The following is a 22147-nucleotide window of genomic DNA, read 5'->3' as shown; positions in this document are numbered from 1 at the left end:
ATACGATTAGCTTCCGAATGTTCGTAATCTTTGTGCGGCCTGCAATCAGGCTGCGCTAGTTACGGGAATGAATTTGGCAAACTCTTTTGGCAAGAGGTCCAGAAACTGCTTTGGAGTGCAGGCCTGCAGATCGTAGGTCAGGTCAATCTGCTGAACGAACGAGACGAGGCGTCGTGGCGATCCGGCCCCCTTCCCCCCAGCGCCCCGCTTTGGCAGCTGGGCCGTCGGATCGTAATAGAGCTGGTAGGCACCCGCGATGATCGTCCGATTCCCGAAGATTGTCTGTCGTGCCGCCAGCTGCTCGAAAATATCACTTCTCTTTCCTCCTGCCCGGGTCTGAAGCAGAACCTTGGCGCAATCTCCGTTTCGGGAGACTGCTTCCCACGGTGTTCGAACGAGGTGCCGATAATAGCGGCGATGATTGAAGGTTTCAGCAAGGATGTAGACGGCGTCTTCGAGGACCGAACGCTTGCCGTTTTCAAGCGGACATACATGATCAAAAAAATACAGTGCGAGCCACGACCAGAGAGCGGAGTCGTAAGCAATCTGATTGCGGTTCAATCCACTCAGCGTTGTGGAGAGGTAGCTTCCGAACGCATAGTTGTCCGTAAAGGGCTGCGTCCGGATCGGCACATCTGCTGCAAAGTCGTTTGAGTACGCCGGATCGGTCAGCAGATGAAATGGCGGTGCCGTGACTGACCCTCCGCGCAAACCTTGGAGATATTGCCTGAATTCCTTAACACCGTCTGCATTCAGTGTTCGCAGCAGATCACTCACGCAACCACCTCCTCAAATTGCTTTGCACGTGACGCGAAATTATGTTGTCCCGAAAAGGCCTTCACCGCATCTTCCACGAACTGTTCGCGTTCCTCGTCATCTTCCGGGGTCTCTTCGTCGAGGTTTATGCCTGTGAGCTTGCTGATGAAATCACGCCAGTTCTGCACCCACGGCAGATCATCATCGATTTCCTCCTCCCGGACGAGAAACCATAAGACTTCCCGAAAAGCCTGCGGATAGATAGTGCCCTGCAGCAGGGGATCATTCTTCAGCTTCGTCGGAAGCTCAGGCACTTTGGTTGTGGCCTGAAGTACAGGTCCGGTGTGCGGGTTGAGATCAACTCTCCAGATACGTTCGCCGAGGTCCAGCCACTGTACCGGAAAGAGAGACTTTCGATTGATGCCGTCGTCATCAGCGTCCTTCGGCCTTATCCCGCTGGCATCGGCCAGTATTTTTCCCACATGACCGGACTCGTCCACGACCTTAACCCGGAAGAGGAACGACTCTTCACGATCAAGCTCTGACAGCAGGGTTTCGGCGGGGACCTGCGGCTGCGAGACGGTGCCGAAATCGAACCTCATGGAGGAGCTGACCACATAAGGCTCGATATAAACTCTCGCGTCTTTATCAAGACCGTCCATCGCCGCCGGCGCGATGGAAGCTGTGAACGTGGGGTATTTCTGACCCTCCGGCTTTTGCACGCGAATTTCAATGTGTTCGGCGGCGAGTTTTCTGCGGCCGGTAAAATTGATGCGTTTCTTCACTTGCTGTCCTTTCTTGCATCGATGAACAGATCACGGTTTTGGTCGAAGCCTTCCACTTCGACCGAAAAGTTCGTGTCGGTGACTTCAATGTCCATGCGATTTGGAAAGGGATAGGTACAGTTCGCACCGTTGATGGCGATCTTGATCGGCGAGTGCTCAATGTGAAAGTCGAGCGGATCAAATTTCTTCAGCGGATTGCCTTTGAACACGTCGTAGGCGACCTGCACTTTTAGGCGCAGGGGAAGCAGGTCCTTCACCAGCCCTTTGCCTGGGCGCACCGCGAACCCGCCGCTGCGACGGGCGATCCGATAGACCTTCTCTGCCGGCGGCAGGTCCGGCATGGGAGGTTTGACGGCAACCTTGGGTACGGCCTTCTTTCCGGGCTGAGTGTCTTCGATGGAGAAGAAGTCGATCAGCGCATCCGGCTCCGTCCGCTCTTCAAGCTGTGCCAGCGCTTTATACAAATTTCGGAGACTGCTGCGGATTTCGGTGAGCCGCGCAGGACCTGCCTTCCAGTTCTCTTTCAGTTTTTCGGCGGTCAGGCTCCACTGAGTATGGGCAGGATTTTCCGCATCGCCGAGGAAGGAAGCTATCTGGTCATCCTTTGCAAGCAGCGCTCCAAAGGTGTCAGTCGCGGGAAAGTTGCGCCCCTCCTGCGGGACGGTGATGGTGCTTCGGATGTACAACGAATCTCCGGTCACGCCTTCCGGGGCCTTGCACAGGAAGAGATCAAAGAAAGTTGTGTGCGACACGTTGTCTTTTTTCTTCAGAACTATCGGTGCCCGGACATAGACGAAGGAGCCGAGCGTGCCAAACGCTGTTCTCAGCTCGTGCAGCTTTTCCGGTCCAATCGCACTCTCGATATTCTGAGCCCAGTTCGCCGGCAGCTCGAAATCGGGTTTCTTCTCGCGAGCCGCATGGATATTGCGAATGAAGTCTATGAGCTGGGGGTTCAGAATTTTTCCCGTCGCGTATTTTGCTGCAACCGCGTCGAAGGTGGCCGCGTTGATACACTCGCCCTGCACTTCGACCTCAAGCTCTCCGGTCAATATCGGATAGAAGTAATTCGTGATGACGCCCTCGATCAGGCTTTTCGGTTTGAGCTGATCGATAGGGAAAGGGATGACGACTGAAAAACCGGGTTGATCGGTTCTGGTTAGGCCCGTCGCGCTGACGAACTCAGCAATCGCCGGCTCATCGGTTTCAGGTATCTGTATGCCCTTGACACCCTTGTTGGCGTAGAAGCCATAGGGCGCACACGTCTCGCCTTCGATGTCGTGCGTCATAAGAACCGCCTCACCCATCAGCAGCGGCTTAGCCGGATCGTCGTATCTGATGGTGAGGCCGAAGAAGGTCCTGATTTTCGACGATGACGAGAAGACGAGCTTTCCCAAGCCCCATCTGCCATTGGCCGCACCGCTCTTATGTGAACGGCCCTCTCTTCGCCAGAAATCGCTGAAGGCCCGTTTATCTTTTGTGTCCCATGCGCCGACAAGCCCGGTGGTGCCGAAGTCCTCGATGAGTAGGAACGTCGGCTTTCCGAAGTCAATGTCGGTGAGATCAATTCCGCTCACTTCGAGGTGTTCTGCAAGACCATCGAAGAGCTGATTGAAATATTTTTCATTGGCAGGTGGAGTGATAAAGGTGATGCGCGTTTTAACCGCTGCTCCGGAGCCTGACTCTCTTGCATCGAGCGAATTCTGATGAGATTCGCGGATCAGAGTCGCTTCGATACGGGTTTCGTCCGTATCGAACTGACTGCGTTGTGTAACGTCCCGTTCTACTTCATCCGGTGCAGTACGCCGAAATAACCACTCCACTAACGGCCTCTTTCTTTATTACAGGCTGAAGTCCAGGCTGGTTGAGTCGCCATTATCCGCGAAGCGCGAGCGGATTGAATCGACTTCTTTCTGAAGGGCGCGGACGATCTTTTTTGCGTCATCATCGGTATAGTCGTAGGCTGCCCTGTTCGACAGATTTCCAACAAGTTTGAGGTCCCTGATCGTTTTTGTCACTCGCTTGTTGGCCAATTCAACGAATTTTGCTCTTTTGTCTCGCACAGATTCATTATGTATGAAGAATAATCTTCGTGTAAACGCCAAATATATGAGCTGTGCATTACAGAAGCCATTAGCAGGACGACGCGCAACCAACGATCAAGAGGATGCAAATTACACAAAATAAGCATGTTGACCGATGGACAAGGGCTGTTATTGCGCGCTCAGCTCGATTACCAAAAATATTTTGTCCGGCCCTGGACAGCGGCCGGTATCGGCGGGATAATCGGAGCAGGAGTTCAGCGATGCCGCGTCAGGAAGTCTTTTTCGAGCAGCAGATTGGCGACAGGCGTGTCGAGGTTTTGAAAACCTACGACCGCTCATATGCCCGCGAGGTGTTCAACGACATCGATACGGAAGCCCGGACGGCGCTTGCATCGGCTCTGGAGCTTGAGAAGAACTATGAGCCGGCCGACATTCCTGACCCCGACGGAACTGAATATGACGATTTCCTGTGGGACGAGCTGCTTGAGGCCGCGAGGGAAGACGTTCGCAGCGATCCAAATCTCTATTCATTCTTTGTTGTCTCGGAAGCACAGGCGGCGAAGTCACAGGATTTGTACATCTCGCCCGACTGGCCAAGCGCCGAGGCCTTTGCTAAAAATCGCATTGCGTCCGCGAACTGACACGACTGCACAGGGGAACGCTATGCGAAACGCCGTCGCAGAATTCAAAGGCGATCACCACATCCACCTGGCGGCTGCCGGAGTACCCACTCTCAATGTTGCGGTCAGGTTCGCCGACGAGGCGTCGAAAGCATTTTCCGCATACCGCTAGAATACTTATTCGGTGCGTCGGAAATGAAAGCGCGATGCGGCGACATTTACGATTCCAGAACAACCTTGTCGGGCGAATATCCTACAGCGGCCGCATCTGGGCCGCCGATGGCGTCTGCGTGGAATAGATCGTCCGGCGCTGCCAGTTACCTGTTCACTGCGAAGCACCGAGCAGGGAAATCAGGAGCGCCTGCAGCTCTGGTTCTGATTTCGACTGACATTCCCAGATAGTGAGGACGCGCCAGCCGGCCGCTTCGAGAGCCGCCCTGTGCTTTTCGTCGCGCGTGACGTTTCCGCCGCGCTTTTCGCTCCAGAATTCAGCCCGCGTCTTCGGAATGACGCTGCCCCATCGGCAGTCGTGACAGTGCCAGAAGCAGCCATGCACGAAAATAACGGTGCGGCGTTTTGCCATAACAATATCGGGTTTTCCCGGCAGGTCTTTTCGGTGAAGGCGGTATCGGTATCCGAGGGCATGAAGGATCGAGCGAACCCGCATTTCGGGCTTTGTATTCCTGCCCTTTATCGCAGCCATGTTCCGGCTGCGCTGTTCCGGGCTGTGAACATCCGCCACGATCAGGCCACCCCGGAGCGGCCTTCTCGTTCTTTGACCATTGCAGTAAAGTCCGATACGGTGAGCAGCGACTGTCGCTGCGCCGGCGTAAACGTCTCGTGCAGCCCGCGCGGGATAACCAGCTGCAGCCTGTGTTCCTGCATCTGGTCCGTTTGGTGAGTGCTGATCGCCGCTTCGAGCGTCAGCAGGTGTTTGTGTTCGATACGCTTGGCTTCCGCGAGAACCTGTCGCCAGCGATCCTTGCAGGTGGTTTTGGCTCCAAGCATCGTGAGGAGCGCAGCGTCATAAGCCGCGTCCCTGTATTCCTTCGATCCTGGGAACAGGAAGTCCGGTTTGGCCTTTCCTTCAGTCGCCACGCCACGTTCGTAACGAACTTTGTTGGCGTTGAAGATCACCTGCAGATGATTTTCGAGTGCGTGACCGGAACGGCTTTTGCGCCGGTTCTGGACAGCAAGGGAGAAAGCAAGGAAGCCGTCAACATCATCGGCAAAGCCCTTCTGCAGCCGATCACCCAGGAGATGTTTTTCCATCGTGCGGAAAAGGATCTCCTCCCGTTCCATCCATCCGAGCAGTGCGCCGTCAGGGTCGGCCACAGGATCAAGCTCCGGAACTGTTTCGCGGGCATAGGCCGAGAAGAGGTTCGTCGCCGGCAGTTTACCGTCGAATTTCGCCAGCATCGTATCGAGGTAATTTTCGGCTGCGACTGGATTGTCAGGCTCGATGCCGAGCTGTTCGAGGATAAAGGCCGACGCAAAATGAATTCGGTCCTGCTCTGTTTCCAGCTCCTCACGAACGGAGAAGCCTTTATGTTCAACCTGGACGCCGAACAGCCATTGAACCTGGCTGGCAATCGTCGAGCCGCCCTGTGCGATCACGACGAGGACTGAATTGTCCGGTCGTCGCGCGACGACGAGCAGATCACCTTCAGCGGCCACCATCGAAACCTGATTGGTCGGAAAGTAGAGGCGGTGTTCAGTGCGCGTCGCATGGTTCAGCCGCGCGTCGTACCAAGTCAGGTTTCCCTTAGCGACAACGGGTTCATCGTCGCCGTCGCTCAGGTAAATGTATAGAGCCTCATATCGCTGTTTTTCGGTCGCTTCTCCGAAGACTTTCATCAGCGGATTAGCGCCATTGAACTCATGCTGGTGGCTGCGGCTTGGGTCCGCTTCCACGGCGCTGAGCGTCTTCATGGCAACGCCGGTAAAAAACTCTGAAAGATAACCAGCCTTCATACGCTCCTAGCCCGCATCGGCGAACAGCGGCAACTCCAGGATGCCCGTTTCTTCGTACTGCTGCAGGATACGGATATGCGGAGCCATGAGCCGCGCGACTTCTCTGATCACTGGCACAACGACGCTGTTTCCAAACTGCTTGTAGGCCTGTGTGTCCGAGACGGGAATGATAAACCTATCTTTGTCTACAATGCCCGGGGCATCGAAGCCCATGAGGCGGGCACATTCTCTGGGAGTAAGGCGGCGCGGGCGCTTCCTGCCGCCGCGACTGACGAGAATTTCGGAGCCGTCCTTGTAATAGCGGGCGCTCAGCGTTCTCGTGGTCATGTCGGGCGTGACCAGACCGAAGCCGAAACCGTTTCCGGCCGCTTTGTGCTTCGCTGCGTAATTCTGCAGATATTCCCACAGTTTCTCAGTCAGCACATATTTGGCATGTACCTTCGCAAGCGGGCCGGTCGTGAAAGGCGTTTCCTCTGCTTCGGAGCCGTCTTCGGGGTGAAGGATCGAACCCAGGACAGGCCCCTTCTCCGGCTTCCGGAAATCATCGAAGCTGAAACCTGTCGCTTCGCGGAAGCCCACAATCAGAATGCGTTCACGATGTTGCGGCGTGAAACTCTGGCCGTCGATCACTTTCGCCTGAACGTGGTAACCCAGCTCCCTGGAGAGCGTTTCCTTTATGACACGGAACGTGTTGCCGCCGTCATGGCTCACCAGGTTTTTTACGTTCTCAAGCAGAAATGCCTTTGGTCTCTTTTCGGCAATGATGCGGGCCACATCGAAGAAAAGCGTTCCCTGCGTCGTGCATTCGAATCCGTGCGGCCGGCCGAGCGCATTCTTCTTGCTTACGCCGGCAATGGAGAATGGTTGGCAGGGAAAGCCTGCCAGAAGAACGTCATGATCCGGAATGTCGGCCGCATCGACCTTCGTAATGTCGCCATCGATGTCATGCTCGTCATTCGGGAAATTCTCGCGGTAGGTTTTCTTCGACCACTCGTTCCATTCGCTTGTGAAAATGCAGTGTCCGCCAGCGCTTTCGAACCCCTTCCGCATTCCGCCGATGCCGGCGAACAAATCTATGAACGTGAAATTGCCCGGAGCCTCAGGTCGGCCACGCATGGGAAGCATCTCCCGAAGTGCCGCTTGGACATATTTCGGGCAATCCGTTTCACGCCGTTCCCAGCGTCCCACCGTTTTGGGGTCAACCTGAAGTCGTTTCCCGATCTCGCGCTGTGTCATGCGCTGTCGTACCTGGGCCAGAAGTGCCAGGGGTTCGGAGGTGAGATTGGATAAAGATTCGCTGGGCATGTCAGAGGACATTTTGTCCTAAATTAGTCCCGAATGTCCAGGGAAACGCATTTTGCCCCGTAAACCCTCTAAAGCCGCGCGAGCGTCGCCGCCGTCAGTTCGGTGAATTCGGACCGGGGAATGCGGACGACGGAGCTGGCTCCGCCCTGCATATTCGTCCCGCCGGCGCGGGAACCCCAGGACGCGAACTGGGCGAGGCGGTCAAACGTAATGTAGGACCAGCGCACGAGATTCCGATCCGTAGCATTGTCGATTTCCCGAACGACGTAAAACGAATGGAGATTGCCCCGCTTCGCCGCGTAATAGGCGAGCTTTACGAAGGGCCCGATATCGAGCCCGAAATAAAGTCCCATGTCGTCGGAATCGGCGGGTGACTTCTCCTTTATCTCAATCGGGTATGTGTGCTGATTGCCCCAGAACAGCCCGTCTATGTCAGAGATTTCCGCCATGTAATCGGTGTTGAACGTGATACGGAGATGTTCCTTCGCGAATTCTTCCGGCACGGCAATCTCAGGGATTGTGCCGGCGTCGGCCGTGTACCTCAGAAAATTGTAGGTGCGGCCACGAAGAACGAAGCCACTTCCGGCAAGACGCTCTGACAGGGGAGCGTATGGCTGTGGCACAGGCACACCCAGCTGGATAGCATTCCAGTTCAGCGAAGCCGGGTTGTCAGTCTCAGCAACCGTAGCCGCACAGAAATAACTCGAAATGCCGCTCTGGTGGAAGGTTGCGCATATCGTGTGCAGCCCCTGGTCCGGATAAGGCATTGACCGGTCCCCCCCGTAATCTGTGGCGGGATCGGGAATCTCGGGAAACAACGCGACGGTTGATTGGCCGAATATCGCCGGGCCTTTCGTTCGCACGATCCAGCCGCCTCTGGATATACGATTTCCGAATCCCTGCTCCGCGAGATACGAGCGCAAATCAACTTCGGCCAGCAGTCCCCTGAGTTTGTTCTGATTGAGATTCGTGATGCTCCTCGAAAGGTACGTTCTCATCGCATCGAGTGAAAGTGTCGCCATCTATATCCTGTCGCGCAAGTTAGGACCGTCGTTTGAATGACTTGCCCCGGTCGAATATCTGCCTGCGCCAGAGTAACAGACCGGATATGTTGATATGGCGGGCAGGCCTGATCGTTCCGCCTCGTCCTGTCGGCGATGTTCACCTCTTTTCAGCGACCCAAGAAACAGCGGGCGAATGCACTCTGGCTGCCGCCGCTTGCTGTCAATGACTCTTCTCGGCTCTCCCATGCCCTTCGGTCACGGTTCCCCCCAGCAAGCTATGACAGCTGCGCTCGGTCGCGCCGGCACGTGCCTTCTTTCTCCCGCGCCGTGGGGTCACTCAAAACGAAAGAGGCAGAACACGATAACCGACACGACGAACAAAATTGCGACGCTCGATGACCCTTGCCGCAAAGCTATGGGCATAACCGGCCGCCTAGTTCAGACCAGCGGCATCACCGCACTTCCAATCAGCCCGTAATCAGAGATCGGTGAGAAAGTCGAGACCTTTGACGCCTTCACCCCGAACAACGATCCTGATGCCTAGAGCCGCTTCGGCCCGTACTTAGTCTCGGGAATTCCGCCGCAGGATACGCCAATGCGTCGGTCGTGCCAGGATTCAGCTCTGGCATCCCCCAAAAAACGTGTTCCCGACCACGAGATCCGGGGCGACGATAGAAGACAAAAAAGAACGCTGCTTCGCATCGGATAAAAAGATGACACGTCACCCCCAGATGGGAACTGCAGAGGTGCACCTATGTTTACGTGGGTGAACGTGTTTAGAAACAGCATTTTGTGGAACACGGTTTACGCGCCATAAACGCGGGGATTCTAAGGAATCTTGCAAATGGCCAAAATGCGTAAACGCGATGAATCAGAATGTATTAGCCGCGATCAGCCTCAGAGTTGTACTTGACGCAGATTTCGCGCTGGGAGCATCTTGGAAGCAAGGCGGGCTTCCTCATGAGCACATCCCGCACGACCAATCCGGCTGCATCCGGCGCTTCGGAAAGCGCGCATGAGAAGCCCGGCTTCCGCACAAAAACCATCGCTACAAGGCTCACTCCGGAGGAGCTTCGAGAGGTCGAAGCGGCTGCCGAGAAGAGCGGCAAAACGCTCGCGGAATGGCTCCGCGAACTGGCACTGAAGGCGGCGCGGGAGCGTCCTGCCGATCCGACCGAGCTGGTGCTTTCCGAGGTTGCCGCGCTCCGGTACATGCTCCTGAATCTCTTCCATGCGACGGCCCAGGCGAACGCCGAAGACAAGCATTTGCTTGCCGAGTCCGTGCTGAAAATCCGCGACCAAGCGAACGCTCGGAAGTTGGCAGACGCCCGGAAACTGCTCGCGGATTTCCTAACTGGAGAGGTTGGCGGAGGTGCGAAGTGAGCACCGGCGCGATGCGGTTTCCCAGCCGGGGCCGGTGGCTGCTATGGCTGGTTTTGCTCCTCGTTCTGGGGCCGTTTCTGCTGATCGTTCCCGGCACTCTTTGGCTGGGCTGTACGATAAACCCCGTCCAGAACTTCTACCTTGGAACCTATGCGGCGTGCTCCACACTGAGTCCGTATCCTGCCGCGCTGACCACCGTTCGCTATGCCGAGAAGACGGCTCCGGAACGGAAGCCTGAACCGCTCTTGCCGGAAGATGCAGTCAAGAGTTCCGACCCGAAACAACGGTTTGTATTAAGCCCGAAGGCCATCTCGGAGGGCTGGCGCGGAATTACGATCCTGCCGCCCGGCAAAGTTCGCGCAGCAGAGTTGAAAACATACCTCCAGGACACAATCTATGACGGTGACAGTGCTTGGCTGATCTTTCTGCGGCCTATCCTCTACCTGACGGCAGCAGTGCTTTTCCTGTACACCCTGTGGCTGTTGTTTGGCCATAAACTTCGCATCAGCCGGAAGCAGGAGCAGCGTCACGGACGGCGCACCAAAGGCCCGGAGCTGGTCTCCACCTTCAAGGTCTTCCGTCGCTCCGGTGACGACGGAATCCGGTTCCGGATGGAGCGAGACGGCGTGCTCGGCAGGGTGATTCCGGGACCGAGCTTTTCTATCCCCCCGCGGCTGGAATCGAGTCATATTCTGCTGATGGGCGATACCGGATCGGGCAAGTCTTCGGCCATCCGGCAGATTCTCCGTCAGGTTCAGGACCGGGGTGAGAGCGCCATCGTCTATGACCCGGCGATGGACTTCTTGGGCGAGTTCTACGATCCGAAGAGAGGAGACCTGATCCTGAACCCACTCGACAAGCGCTGCCCATATTGGGGCCTTGGAGACGAGATCGACCGACCGGAAACAGCCACCACCATCGCTGCCGCGATGTTGCCGGAGAAGGAGTATGAGAAAGCGTTCTTCACCGATGCGCCGCGCCGTGTGCTGGCTCATCTGCTGAGGAACAAGCCACAGCCCAGAGACATCCTGCGAATGATGGCCGACCCTTCATACATTGAGGCGACGGTCAAAGGAACTCCGCTTGCTGCTCTGCTCGATCCCGGTGCTCCCGCGCAACGTGCGGGCGTTCTCTCCAGCCTGAACATGGTCGCCGATAGCCTAGAGTTGCTGCCGGAGTGGGAGCATACGCGCAAGACGTTTGCGACTGCCGAGTGGTATACCGAGCGCAAGCGCTGGGTCTTCCTGACCTCTTCTGCCGCCTACCGCGAGAAGGTGCTGCCGCTGCACTCGGCATGGCTCGATTTATTCATCCTGCGGATGATGGGCTACTGCGAAGAGCCTGCGGTGAAACCGGTCTGGTTTGTTCTGGATGAGCTGGCCAGCCTCAACAAGTTGCCGCAACTTCATACCGCTGTGACCGAAAATCGCAAGTACGGTAATCCCGTTGTCATGGGGATTCAGGGACGCAGCCAGATGGAGAAACGGTACGGCCAGGATGCGGAGGCTATGCTCTCCCAGCCCGCGACGAAAATCTTCTTGAAGACATCCGAGCCGCGCGCTGCCAAGTGGATCTCCGAAAGTATCGGTGAGATCGAGGTCGAGCGGCTGAAGGAATCGCGCAGCATGGGACTGCTGCGCTCGAAGAAGAGCTTTGCTATGGAGATCGCCACCAAACCACTCATCATGGCTTCCGAGATTGCAGGTCTTGCTCCGCTCACCGGGTTTATCAAGCTGGAGAATCATGTCGTGCCCATAAAGTTCCGGCTGGCCAAGAAGAATAGCAGTCAGCCGGAGTTTCTGGAACGAGCAATGGAAAAACCACGAGCGCGCAAGGTTGAGGTTGTGAAGACCGCACCCGCCAAGGCTCCTGAATCCAAGAAGCCCGTCCAGAGCATTTTGCCTTTGGAAGAAACTTCTGCCCCCAAACGTGAGGGCTTCAGTTGGGATGAGAGCAAGGGCATCGAATGACACTAAACGCGTTTACTAGTACTTATCCCAAAGTAAGCGGTTGCACTCTGCTCAGATTCCATTCTCTCGTGGAAGTCTCACCCTGAAGCTCAAGAGGAACACACATCTGCCGCAAGCGCGATCCGCATCCAAGCACCCGCTTCATTAGGCAGGAGGCACGAACTGCGACAGATTCACGCAGAGGTCAAGTCAAACTTGAATCTCTTCAACTGGTTTAGGGTTGTTTGAAATGGCAGTCGCTTGCGCTTCTGCAACTGACCCAGCACAATTCCGGGTGAAATCTCGTGTTCCTCGGCGAATGCCATTATACGGTCCTTGGAGATTGGCTTCTCGCGCATTAGCGACACAAAGGCTTGCCTGGGGATCAAGTGACTCGCAGCAAACTCGTTTGCCTCGTCTTCCTCTTCATCATCCAAGGAGCCTTCGCGCTCTAAGAACCCTTCCTTTTTCCCGTGAAGCAGTACGTGGGCGCATTCATGAAAGAACGTAAACCAAAACTGATCGTCTGATTCATAGCGGCAACTCAGCTGAATCAAAGCCTTCTCCGACGTAAGCCATCGCGCTGCGCCACACACATGAGTGCGCTGCAGCTCCGAAATGAAGCAAACCGCAACACCCACGGCTGCACATATTTCTTGGATCTTCGCTTTGATCACAAGCAAATTCGGCTCACGGGAAAGAAGTCGTAAACGGACTAGTGCATTCTTGAATTCAAGCTTATCGAAAGGGGCACATGAAAGACGCGCCGCTTCAATCTCGCCCAACCTCAGCCATGCGCACATTGCTAGGTCGTCCGGATCAAAGGCCGGCGACTTCCGGAACGCCGCAACCGTAGACGATGCCAGTAGAGTATCGGGAGAGTCGATGCCAAAGAAATCAAGACACCGGCGGACCAGTTCGATCTCATCTTGAGCTGGTTCGAAGGCACCTCGCTTTGTGAGCTCTTTAGTTGGGATCCTTTTTGCCCATTCCACCAATGAGCGCAGTCGCGCAGAATCCCTTTTCTGCGCAAGCTCGAGCTGATAGGCCGACTCCAGCGCGTTCCAAAGCTTAGCCGAAACGCCCAGCGCCCGCTCAAGCTGAATGGCGGTTTCAGCAGTAATCGCGGCCTTACCTTTGACGATTTCGTTGATCGTCTTCTGCGGCCGTCCCATCCTGGTGGCCAGCTCCGACTGCGACATCCCCTTGGCTTCCAGTACCTCGATCAGATGCTCCCCGGGTGGGATCAGATAGTCGGGTGTAAAGTCAAAGGCTTTAGGCGCCATAAATGCTCACCTCAACCACGATGATTTGATCGATCTCTTTTGCCGCAAGTTCTCCGTTGGAATGGCGAGGAACTGGCCTGTGATCCGGTACCACGATAAGTCGACAATCCTTTCGCACGCCGATCGCAAGCTGGTCCCGCGCATCGGTCTTCAGTTTCACCGGCAAGACGCCGGGATAGTCACGAAGCAGGTCGAGCGTCGGGGTTGCGACCAGCAATTTGAGTCGTCTGCGCAGGCATATACCAAGAGCCGATCCCCATTTCCGGTCGATGGCAGCAGCTGATCCACAAAGATCCGCAAGAGATCGAGAAGAAAAACGAACGCGCATGAAGCTCCACGTAGCATTGACCCTAAAGGTAAACAAAATCTCTAATCCTGTATACCAGTTAGTTGCCAGCAGGCAAGAGGGAGGAATCTGTTCTGGTCCAGCCTCTAAGCATCCCAACTAGCGTTCGTCTGTTTCTCTTCGTGCTCACCTTAGCCGAAAAAATCCCCGGCTCTTACCTTCTCTCTCGACCAAAAGCCCCGGCGCATAGGTCATCTCTCGGCACAGGCGATTCACATCCCACGGCACCTCATCGAGCCGCTCCGCCAGTTCGGTATAGTGCTGCCAATCCCGAGTGCATAGCGCAAGGATCCGTTCGCGGAGAGCTTCAGGTTCCTCCAGAGCAACCTCCCCGTCTTCCTCACGATTACCGCACCACAGGATCTGGTGGTTCCAAACGATAAAGTGACTGAGACAACCTGTGTCCCGCCATATCGAAGGATAGACAGACACTTGATTTCTCTTGCGGTAGAACCGCCATGCTTTATCTGTTCGCGGATCGAGGTTAATCGTGAGCGTGTCGCCACATCCATCCGGACAGGCCATCACCAGCGAACGTGGCACACCGCGATGGACAAGCACGGAGTCTCCTGGACGCTCCAACAGACAATTAGCAGCATGGCGGTGCTGCACCACCCCTCTGTCGCGAATCCTCTCAGCCTTCTGCATCATGCTTCCTCACGATTTCCTCCATCAAGCGATATCCGAGCTCAAGGGCAACCACGCGCCTGCCCCTGTCTGCGTCACTCTTGCTCGGGGAGAATTTGCACCAGCGCCAAAGTGCAATCACCAGAGCAATGGGGTACTCATACGCACTGCTCTGGTCGTATATGCCAAACGCTCGGATTCGTTGCAAACAACCATAGAGCCATGATTCCGGATTCGGAGGAGCATCGATGCTCGGACTATTCGAGATGGCATGGAGCTCATAGAATGGTTCGATCTCAGCCTTCCATTCCGGCTGCTCGAACTCGTCTTTTCCATCCTGTGGGCCGCGATACGCAAATACCAGTGCAACCTCCAGCATCGCCACGTCGAAGCACAGCGGAGCTTCTCGTCCCGGAAGCGTATCGCCTCGCACGCCGCCGAGGTCGATGAGAATGGCATCGTCGCCTCTTACCCGCACGTTTTCCCCGTGAAGATCGCCATGAATCGTAGCGGCACGGTATTTGAACTCGATGGTTGCTAACTTTCCCCAAGCAGCTTCGAAATCTGCTTGCTTCATTCGCAGCGAATCTAGATAGCTCTTCTCTATTTTCTGCGGATGCATCATCTCCAGACGTTCAGCGGCAGCCGTTAGGGAGCCGGAGACCATAGGGCACTGCCGCCCGCGATCCCGCCAGCGCCCTAACGTGCGGTAAAACAGATTCGAAATGGCCGCTTCCGCTCTGCCACTTCGTGCTGCGTCCAAGAGAGATTCAGACATCTCTACGAAGTCCGCAACATAGATCGCGCGATGAAAGCCTTCGATAGAAATCTCGAGATTGGGACGCAATTCAAATGGAACGAACGGCGAAACATCTTCCATCGCCTTGATCTCGCGAGAGACCTCTGCTCGGTCCCCGAGCTTCACGAGCCGTGGTGAACGCCAATGCGCAATCGAGCTGTCTTTGCCAGTTCGCTTCTCGTGCGCCATGAAGACCCGCGAACCCGACAGGCCTCCGCTCAGGATGCGCAGATGTACCTCTTCTGCTTCCTGAAAAGCACGCTTTACAAGCAGCTCGTCCTCCGGCCCCAATTTTTCGAAACGCCCCTTCTGCTGCAGGTCGAAACCATGCCACCGCCGTTCCGGATGGCAGCACACAACCGTGTCGAAGTGAACCCCTTTCAGGCTGGGCACAAGGCGCACACCCTCATCCCAGGGGTAATCCGAGTCGACCGCTGGCAGCGTCGTACCGCGTATCTCGGTCACGTCGCCTCCTACGACCAAGACCAATACGCCGTGCATGATGAGGAGAGGCAGCCGATGGTACACAGCAGCGGCAAGATCATCCGAAATGGGATAGTTCAGGATGGCGAGCCTGGTCACGCTCAAGAGCGCCGCCTCCAACCCTTCTGGGGTTTGGTTTTCGACGATCCTCCAGCCGCGCAATGAGAAACGTTCCTGTACACCGATCGACGGGCCTGTTCCCCACCAGAGAATGTGATCGACAACTTTCATCGGCCCTCCAGGTCCGCCAAGCTGAGGTTCTTGCTCGGCCCATAGCCAAGGACCCCATCTTTCCCGCATACACCGCACGCCGGGTCTGGCTTTGCCGACAACGGCCTGACCTTGCCACTGAGAGCGTCATACGATTGCCAGCGAGCTTCCACCGGAATAGCAGTGAACGCGCCAAGAAACATCGTCACAGCCATCGAAACCATCGTGCTGTTGATCGAAATCACCGCTGGTTGCCGTTCGCCACCCTCATTGAAGTAGGGATCGGCGGCTCGCTGTTGCTCGGTCATCAACTCCTCACGAATGCGGTGGGGACTCAGTACGTGGCTGCACCATAGGCACGGCAGCCCCGGGCATACCATTTGGGTACGCCCAGTTACAGCCTCTACCTTGCCTTCATGGGCGTTGATGGAGACACCAACGTCGAACGCAGGAACTAGGTACTGGTAGGAGAACTCCGAAAGCAAGGCCCGGCTCACGTGCGAGTCAGTACACATGAACACGCAATCGACCATTCGCAATGCTTCGATGGCCTCTTTCGCCGTCACACTCCGCTGGATACGCTGCACGGAGGCTTCCGGTTGAATCGACTTAATTAGCACAGCAGCTGTGTCGATCTTGGCTTGCCCAACGGAATCTGGCGCAGTGCCGACCACGCGATTAAGATTGGTCTTCTCTATGACGTCGGGGTCGATCAAGACGAAATTCCGCACGCCCAGATGCGCTAACTGCTGCGCTGCCACAGATCCCGTGCCGCCAAGACCGACCACCGCCACCGTGAGACTGCTCACGATCTTCTGACCTGCGCCGCCAAACGCGCGAATCTGACGGTCGTATTGCTCGCCATCTGGTTTCTCTGCTCGCTCACGCATCACCGTGACCCGTGATCCAACGATGCGCACCGGCAACCGCTCGTCTACACCGACACGCCGCGCGAGGATTTGCCCGTCACAGAGCACGAGTGAGAAGCTAAAGCCGGTCGGATTTCGGTCCCGCAAGAATTCCACGAGACCCGCCTCCGTGCGATCGTCTGTCCGGGAAAACTCTAGGCATCCTGAAGGGTGGCTATGTATCAGCGCCAATGAACGTCCGCTCGACCGCGCCAGCCGCGTGACCCGGACCAGAAACTGCGGCGCAAATGTAATCTCCGTCGCCGTAGCATGTAGCCGGTCTCCCTCCTCCGCGATCACCGCCTCCTGCACCAGGAAGCGGTCACTAATCGGATCATGCTGCAGCAGCAGTGCCGCTCCACGCTCCTCGTCCCCCGCAAGCGCGCGCTCAAGCTGCCGATGCAGCGGCTCACTGAACACAATCTCCATCACCGCACCGCCTCAAATCGCTTGCGGATCACACGCACATAGGTCATAAGATCGCAGGTGGACGGATTCCAACTTCCGTTCAAATGCCACGAAAACCACAATGTCTGCGTTGGCGGGATACCTGGCTGCGCGGCGTTGGCACCCGTGTTCGCAGGCTGCGTGCCGCCCTTAAGACGAAGGGCGGAGTCCGCCCAGAAGCAGTCAGGCGCTGCGTAGGGATATCCGTTTGGCACAGCAAAGCTGACCCCCGTCACTCCCTGAGACCAGCCTTCCGGCAGCGCTATCTCCGGAATGACCACCACGCTGGTCCCATTGCCATAGGCCGTGATGGTCGCACCAGGGAACGCCGCACGAATATCCGCGAACTGAGCTTCGAGGCTCTTCATCGGCCACCAAAAGTCGCAGGGGGAACGATGGTGAAGTGCGCCGGGTTCGTGCGGCCTTTCAACACCACAACTGTGTTCGGATGGACCACTTCATCCGGGGCCGAGCCTTCACTCTCCAAGACCAGCGAGTTTGCCGGATTCCAGTCGGTGATACGGGCCGTAACCTGCGCCCCAGTAACTTCCGGCAGCTCCGTCGTGTACTCCTTATCATTGACGAAGTACTTGTAGACGACCGGCTCCGTCGGACGCTTGTGGCTGCGGAAATGCTCCACACCCGCAGCCTTGAGTTCCAGAAAGTCTTCGTCCCCTAGCACCACGTTTGTGCTCTCGTCCCGTACCCACACTAGGTCGTCCGCCGTCGGGACATGTGCTAGGTGCTTGGCCTCGCGGCAACGAATCTTGTCCGCACCCCAGAACACCGTGTGCTCGTTTACTGTGAACTCAAACGCCGTCCCGCTCTCAAACGCATAGAACTCAGCATCGCCCCCAGCGAGATCTAGCACATCGTCCGAGGTGATCACCCGTGATCCATGCGGCGTGCGCTGGATCAGGAGGTAGTCGTCCGCAGGCTCAAAGCCTGCATCAGTCAGCAGCTTTGCTGACTCGGGAGTACCGTCGTCCGTTGTTGCCTGTTTGCCATTGATCCAGTACAAGAAATTGCGCTTTGCCTCACTCATATCACTCACCCCTTCCGTTCGAATCGGCACTACTACATGCCGTCTACCCCAAAAGGTTATGACGAGTGACCCCTGAAAGTCAAATTTCTATAACCCAAGGGGTTATAGAAATGTAAAAAAGCGACCTGGCGGACAAGAGGAGGATTTGATTTCTTGATGATCAGCAGGTACGCACTGCCGCCTCGACGAGCTTCGATACGTAATACTCTGTTCAGAAGAGCAATGTTGCCGCAAGGAGACCAGAAGTCGCATTGCGCTGAGTTTCTGGCCTAGAATCCACTTATGCTGACGCTGTCCAAGCCGTTGTCAGCGGGCCAGGTACGTACGTACCATAAGCGCGAGTTTGCGTCGGAGCGGCAGAACTATTGGAGCCGCGACCAGCAGGGCTACAGCGAATGGCAGGGCCAGCTTGCAAAAGACTGGGGTCTTTCCGGTGCCGTGGGTGACGAACACTTTGCGCGGCTGACCGAAGGTCAGCATCCGGTTACACAAGCGCAAATGGTAAAGCATCAGGTTTCACGTACCTATGAAGGCAGAGACGGCAAAGAAGTCACCAGCATGGAGCACCGTGCGGGATGGGATGCGACATTCTCTGCACCGAAGTCGGTTTCTCTGACGGCTTTGGTGGGTGGGGATGAGCGCGTGCGCATGGCGCATCGCGAGAGTGTCCGTGTGGCACTGAGCGAGCTGGAGCATTACACGCAGGCACGCATCGGCAATATTCACGCGCCTGAGACTACAGGCAAATTTGCCGTGGCGACTTTTGAGCATGACACGGCACGTCCTGTTGAAGGCTATGCCGCACCGCAGTTGCATACGCATTCTGTGATCTTCAATGTCACCGAACGAGACAACGGACAGACACATTCGTTGCAACCGCGTGAGCTGTATGCTTCGCAACATTTCGCCACGGCCATCTACCGCGCAGAGTTAGCCACACGGTTGCAGCAGTTGGGCTATGAGATCGAGCGCGGCAAATACGGCCAGCCGGAGATCAAAGGCTACACGCGTGAGTATCTGGAAGCCTCCAGCCTTCGCCGCGAGCAGATCAAAGACCATCTTCGGGAACAGGGATTGGATGGGGCCGGAGCCGCCCAGATCGCAGCGCGTTCCACCCGTGACAAGAAAGAGTTGTTGTCGCCTGAGGAAGTGCAGCACCAGCACCGTGAGTTGGCGGCGACGTTCGAACATCAGGCAGACCGTGTCGTGGCAGCGGCGCGGGAGCGTAGCCAGCAGCATCAGCAGGAACGAAGCCCGGAGCTGTCTGCACAACAAGCCGTTACCTATGCACGCGATCATCTCTTTGAGCAATCTGCCGTACAAGATCGTCGCGCTTTGTACGACATCGCTTTGCAACGCGGCATGGGAGAAGTGGCCTATGGTCAAGTGCGGCAGGAGATAAATCGACGCTTTGAGTCGGGAGAGTTCCGACAGGCTCCGTCCTCTGTGCGTGGTCCGCAGATCACCACCGCCGAGATGGTCCGCACGGAACGCGAGATCGTCAGTATCCTCGAAAGTGGCAATCAGCGCGGGTATCAGCATCCCATGCTCCTCGAAGGGAGGGAGCGCTTCGATACTGTGGTGCGGCACCCTGAGCTAAACGCCTCGCAACGGCAGGCGGTCGAGCAACTCTTCGCGTCGCGGGAGAAGATCGTCGGAATGGACGGTCTGGCCGGAGCTGGCAAGACGACGACTCTGGCTGTAGTTCGTGAAGGTGCGGAGCGAGAAGGTTACACAGTACAAGGCTTTGCGCCGACCTCTCGTGCGGCGCAGAAGCTGGGCGAAGCCGGAATCGAAACATCCACGCTTCAGATGCATCTTGCCCGAGGGCAGAAGCCGGATACCGGCGAGAGACGCCTGTATGTTTTAGATGAATCCTCTCTCGCATCCACCAAGCAGATGCACGAGTTCCTGACACGCCTGCACCCGAACGACCGCGTGTTACTGGTGGGCGACAAGCGGCAGCATGAAGCCGTGGAAGCAGGCAGACCGTTTGCGCAGTTGCAACAGGCAGGCATGAAGACGGTTTCGCTCGACCAGATCGTGCGGCAGAGAGACCCCAAATTGAAACAGGTTGTCGAACAGCTCGCTCAGGGTGATGTGGGTGGAGCGATTCAGAAATTAGAGCAACAGGGGCGAGTGCATGAGTTCAAAGGCCGGGAAGAGCGGATCGAAGCCATTGCGAAGGAGTATGCCAAGAGCCCTGAAAACACCTTGGTTGTCTCTCCCGACAATCGTTCGCGCATGGAGATCAACCAGGTCATCCATGCCGAGTTGCAGGTACGCGGCGTTGTAAGTCACGACGAGCACACCGTCCGAACGCTGGTGCCACGACAGGAGCTTACTGGCGCGGCCCGCACCTGGGCGGAGAACTATGAAGTGGGTGATGTCGTCCGCTATAGCCGTGCGTCGAAAGAAACCGGCATCGGCAAAGGCGAGTATGCTCGCGTGACCGATGTGGACGCACGGAGTAACCGCCTGACTGTGGAGACCAATGATGGAATGGAGAGAAGTTACGACCCGCGTCGGCAGTCGGGGGTCTCTGTCTATCGCGAAGAGGAGCGTGCCTTTTCCGTAGGAGACCGCGTACAGTTCACCGCTCCCGCGAATGAGTTGAAGATCGCTAACCGTGAGCTGGCGACCGTCGAGCGCATCGAGGATGGCCGGATGAGTTTACGCATGGACGATGGACGGAATGTTCAGATCGATCCCACAAAGCATCCTCATCTAGATCATGGCTACGCAGTGACGAGCCATTCCAGTCAGGGACAGACGGCAGATCGTGTGCTGGTGCACGTCGATACTGAGCTAGGCGCGAAGGATTTGCTCAACAACCGCATGGCCTACGTTGCGATCTCGCGTGGTGCAGAGGATGCGCAGCTGTTCACCAATGATCGTAGCAAGCTGGGGCAAACACTTGGACGGGACGTGTCGCAGCAGAGCGCGCATGAGCCCAAGATCGCATCGCCCAGAGAACTTCAACAAGAAATTGAGCAGAAGCAAGAACCACATCATGGCTTTGGGCTTGGTCTGTAGTCTCGTTGTTCTGTCATTGAAAGCGCACCCTTCGTAGCGATTGCCGGTCAAACGGCAGAGTGGACTTGCCCATAAAAATAGGCCGCAAATAACTCGCGGCCTAACTATTCATTCGGTGAGGCACCGATGAGAAATGTCTGGACTAGTTGTCTAGGTCCATCGGCGTGTCGGATGGAGAGGGCTCAGATGCAGCAGAGGCTCCAATGATCTCCTGGAGTTCTTGTTCTTCGCGCTGCCGGCGTTCGCGGATACGGTTGGCTTCCTGAAGCGCATGGCGCTCTTCAGAGGCCATCTCTTCCAGCCGACGCTTGGCACCGATCAGGACATCGTTGGGATCTTCGTAACGGTCTTCGAACTTCTTGTCGAGCAGCCAGAAGTGATGCTCATCTTTCAACTCTCTGGCGAGTTGATGCTCAAGTAGTTCCCCATTGACACGAGACCGTAGATGTTCCGTCTTTGCAATAAAGGCGTCGATATCGCGACGCTTGAAACGGAACTCCCGAAGTCGATCAAAATCTGCGATGAGCAGACCTAAATCTCGGTTCAGGTTGGCGATCGCTTCATAGAGAGCAGGTTTGGGGTAGGGCTGGGGGTGGGTGCGGCGTGGTGTAACTTGGTCAGTAGCCATGCGTTGCCTCCTGGGGCGACGTGCGGTTAGGGGCGTTCTCGGTGGTGACACACCGGGGCGTCCCGCTTTTGGTTATGAGGTCGACTTTGTACTCTTCCTCGCTTGCTTTTGATGACGTGTCGTTCTTCCGTCTTCGATGTTCGGGAGCAGCTTGCGTACCCGTTCGATCTCTCGCTCTGTCCAGAGGTGCATTGACATCCCTCCGAGTTGAGCTGACTTCGGACCGGGGATTTTGCCTGCTGTCACATAACGAGATAGCGTACTTGCGTTGATTCCGAGCATCTTTGCTGCTTGCCGCGTGGAGAACATCTCCATATATGCGGCGAGTGTTGCAGATATAAATCTGGAAGTCAAGAGTTATTGTGCGAGGTGACCTTGAAATCTCAAGGGGGCTCGGGGCTTCAGCTTCATAGTGATTCTGTGCTTTTTGCGGAGGAGGTCTCCTCCGCGCTGCAACCGCTTCGCGTTTTCCGCTTCCACCTCTGCGGGACGTTCCTTCCCGCAACGCCCTACC

Annotated in this window: 23 protein-coding genes; 6 read left to right on the top strand and 17 right to left on the bottom strand. The window is 56.4% G+C overall.

Going from position 1 to position 22147, the window contains the following annotated elements:
• Positions 1-45: 45 nt before the first annotated feature.
• The 4 genes from GWR55_RS12055 to GWR55_RS12040 all read right to left on the bottom strand — a co-directional run bounded on the left by GWR55_RS12055 (position 46) and on the right by GWR55_RS12040 (position 3601).
• Entirely contained in the window at positions 46-777 is a 732-nt protein-coding gene (locus tag GWR55_RS12055) for a hypothetical protein (RefSeq protein WP_162402483.1), read from the bottom strand.
• Positions 774-1541: a hypothetical protein gene (locus GWR55_RS12050; protein WP_162402482.1), complete on the bottom strand. Its 768-nt coding sequence runs from the start codon at positions 1539-1541 to the stop codon at positions 774-776. Before GWR55_RS12050 ends, GWR55_RS12055 begins: the two co-directional genes overlap by 4 nt.
• Positions 1538-3115 (bottom strand): hypothetical protein, encoded by a 1578-nt coding sequence (locus tag GWR55_RS12045; RefSeq protein ID WP_162402481.1) that lies wholly within the window; start codon positions 3113-3115, stop codon positions 1538-1540. The genes GWR55_RS12050 and GWR55_RS12045 overlap by 4 nt, the downstream gene beginning before the upstream one ends.
• Before the next feature lie 264 nt (positions 3116-3379).
• The gene (locus GWR55_RS12040; RefSeq protein WP_162402480.1) at positions 3380-3601 is read right to left on the bottom strand and encodes a hypothetical protein; all 222 of its coding nucleotides are present in this window, start codon (positions 3599-3601) and stop codon (positions 3380-3382) included.
• A 242-nt stretch (positions 3602-3843) separates the two neighbouring features.
• Here GWR55_RS12040 and GWR55_RS12035 point away from each other — a divergent pair, with 242 nt between their 5' ends.
• Both GWR55_RS12035 and GWR55_RS19450 read left to right on the top strand, forming a co-directional pair.
• Positions 3844-4224 carry a hypothetical protein gene (locus GWR55_RS12035; protein WP_162402479.1) on the top strand — a complete coding sequence of 127 codons (381 nt, stop codon included), beginning with the start codon at positions 3844-3846 and terminating at the stop codon, positions 4222-4224.
• Between the two features lie 22 nt (positions 4225-4246).
• A complete protein-coding gene (locus tag GWR55_RS19450; RefSeq protein ID WP_255490418.1) occupies positions 4247-4375 on the top strand; it encodes a hypothetical protein in 129 nt (42 codons plus the stop codon).
• A gap of 153 nt (positions 4376-4528) precedes the next feature.
• On the opposite strand, the gene GWR55_RS12030 is transcribed toward GWR55_RS19450, so the two are convergent.
• From GWR55_RS12030 to GWR55_RS12015, 4 genes are all read right to left on the bottom strand, one after another.
• Positions 4529-4945 carry a very short patch repair endonuclease gene (locus GWR55_RS12030; protein WP_162402478.1) on the bottom strand — a complete coding sequence of 139 codons (417 nt, stop codon included), beginning with the start codon at positions 4943-4945 and terminating at the stop codon, positions 4529-4531.
• A 2-nt stretch (positions 4946-4947) separates the two neighbouring features.
• Complete coding sequence (locus tag GWR55_RS12025; protein WP_162402477.1) at positions 4948-6177, bottom strand: type II restriction endonuclease; 1230 nt, start codon at positions 6175-6177, stop codon at positions 4948-4950.
• Between the two features lie 6 nt (positions 6178-6183).
• A complete protein-coding gene (gene dcm / locus GWR55_RS12020; protein ID WP_162402476.1) occupies positions 6184-7482 on the bottom strand; it encodes a DNA (cytosine-5-)-methyltransferase in 1299 nt (432 codons plus the stop codon).
• A 68-nt stretch (positions 7483-7550) separates the two neighbouring features.
• Positions 7551-8504, bottom strand: coding sequence for a hypothetical protein (locus GWR55_RS12015; RefSeq protein WP_162402475.1), 954 nt, complete (start codon positions 8502-8504; stop codon positions 7551-7553).
• A gap of 942 nt (positions 8505-9446) precedes the next feature.
• Between GWR55_RS12015 and GWR55_RS12010 the strand changes: the two genes are divergently transcribed.
• Together GWR55_RS12010 and GWR55_RS12005 are read left to right on the top strand one after the other, a co-directional pair.
• Positions 9447-9869, top strand: a complete 423-nt coding sequence (locus GWR55_RS12010) for a hypothetical protein (RefSeq protein ID WP_162402474.1) — start codon at positions 9447-9449, stop codon at positions 9867-9869.
• On the top strand, positions 9866-11839 hold the full coding sequence (locus GWR55_RS12005) for a type IV secretion system DNA-binding domain-containing protein (RefSeq protein ID WP_162402473.1): 1974 nt from the start codon (positions 9866-9868) through the stop codon (positions 11837-11839). Before GWR55_RS12010 ends, GWR55_RS12005 begins: the two co-directional genes overlap by 4 nt.
• Positions 11840-12012: 173 nt before the next feature.
• Here GWR55_RS12005 and GWR55_RS12000 read toward each other — a convergent pair whose 3' ends face one another.
• The 4 genes from GWR55_RS12000 to GWR55_RS11985 all read right to left on the bottom strand — a co-directional run bounded on the left by GWR55_RS12000 (position 12013) and on the right by GWR55_RS11985 (position 15065).
• Positions 12013-13104 (bottom strand): HigA family addiction module antitoxin, encoded by a 1092-nt coding sequence (locus GWR55_RS12000; RefSeq protein ID WP_162402472.1) that lies wholly within the window; start codon positions 13102-13104, stop codon positions 12013-12015.
• Positions 13094-13432, bottom strand: a complete 339-nt coding sequence (locus tag GWR55_RS11995; protein ID WP_162402471.1) for a hypothetical protein — start codon at positions 13430-13432, stop codon at positions 13094-13096. The genes GWR55_RS12000 and GWR55_RS11995 overlap by 11 nt, the downstream gene beginning before the upstream one ends.
• A gap of 144 nt (positions 13433-13576) precedes the next feature.
• Positions 13577-14101, bottom strand: coding sequence for a DUF6527 family protein (locus GWR55_RS11990; RefSeq protein ID WP_162402470.1), 525 nt, complete (start codon positions 14099-14101; stop codon positions 13577-13579).
• On the bottom strand, positions 14085-15065 hold the full coding sequence (locus GWR55_RS11985) for a hypothetical protein (RefSeq protein ID WP_162402469.1): 981 nt from the start codon (positions 15063-15065) through the stop codon (positions 14085-14087). Before GWR55_RS11985 ends, GWR55_RS11990 begins: the two co-directional genes overlap by 17 nt.
• A 42-nt stretch (positions 15066-15107) precedes the next feature.
• Here GWR55_RS11985 and GWR55_RS11980 point away from each other — a divergent pair, with 42 nt between their 5' ends.
• Positions 15108-15524, top strand: a complete 417-nt coding sequence (locus tag GWR55_RS11980) for a hypothetical protein (protein WP_162402468.1) — start codon at positions 15108-15110, stop codon at positions 15522-15524.
• A 62-nt stretch (positions 15525-15586) separates the two neighbouring features.
• Here the strand turns inward: GWR55_RS11980 and GWR55_RS11975 are convergent, their stop codons facing one another.
• Genes GWR55_RS11975 through GWR55_RS11965 form a run of 3 tightly spaced genes read right to left on the bottom strand, consistent with a single transcriptional unit; the run spans position 15587 to position 17969 of the window.
• Positions 15587-16906 carry a ThiF family adenylyltransferase gene (locus tag GWR55_RS11975; protein ID WP_162402467.1) on the bottom strand — a complete coding sequence of 440 codons (1320 nt, stop codon included), beginning with the start codon at positions 16904-16906 and terminating at the stop codon, positions 15587-15589.
• A complete protein-coding gene (locus tag GWR55_RS11970; RefSeq protein WP_162402466.1) occupies positions 16906-17292 on the bottom strand; it encodes an E2/UBC family protein in 387 nt (128 codons plus the stop codon). Before GWR55_RS11970 ends, GWR55_RS11975 begins: the two co-directional genes overlap by 1 nt.
• Positions 17289-17969 carry a multiubiquitin domain-containing protein gene (locus GWR55_RS11965; RefSeq protein WP_162402465.1) on the bottom strand — a complete coding sequence of 227 codons (681 nt, stop codon included), beginning with the start codon at positions 17967-17969 and terminating at the stop codon, positions 17289-17291. Before GWR55_RS11965 ends, GWR55_RS11970 begins: the two co-directional genes overlap by 4 nt.
• A 282-nt stretch (positions 17970-18251) precedes the next feature.
• Here GWR55_RS11965 and mobF point away from each other — a divergent pair, with 282 nt between their 5' ends.
• On the top strand, positions 18252-21005 hold the full coding sequence (mobF, locus tag GWR55_RS11960; RefSeq protein WP_162402464.1) for a MobF family relaxase: 2754 nt from the start codon (positions 18252-18254) through the stop codon (positions 21003-21005).
• A 142-nt stretch (positions 21006-21147) separates the two neighbouring features.
• Here the strand turns inward: mobF and GWR55_RS11955 are convergent, their stop codons facing one another.
• Positions 21148-21633 (bottom strand): hypothetical protein, encoded by a 486-nt coding sequence (locus GWR55_RS11955; RefSeq protein WP_162402463.1) that lies wholly within the window; start codon positions 21631-21633, stop codon positions 21148-21150.
• Positions 21634-21705: 72 nt separating this feature from the next.
• Positions 21706-21915, bottom strand: coding sequence for a hypothetical protein (locus GWR55_RS19590; RefSeq protein ID WP_370521434.1), 210 nt, complete (start codon positions 21913-21915; stop codon positions 21706-21708).
• Between the last annotated feature and the right edge of the window lie 232 nt (positions 21916-22147).

Source organism: Edaphobacter sp. 12200R-103 (assembly GCF_010093025.1).
Lineage (GTDB): Bacteria > Acidobacteriota > Terriglobia > Terriglobales > Acidobacteriaceae > Edaphobacter.
This window is presented reverse-complemented; position numbering and strand designations above follow the sequence as displayed.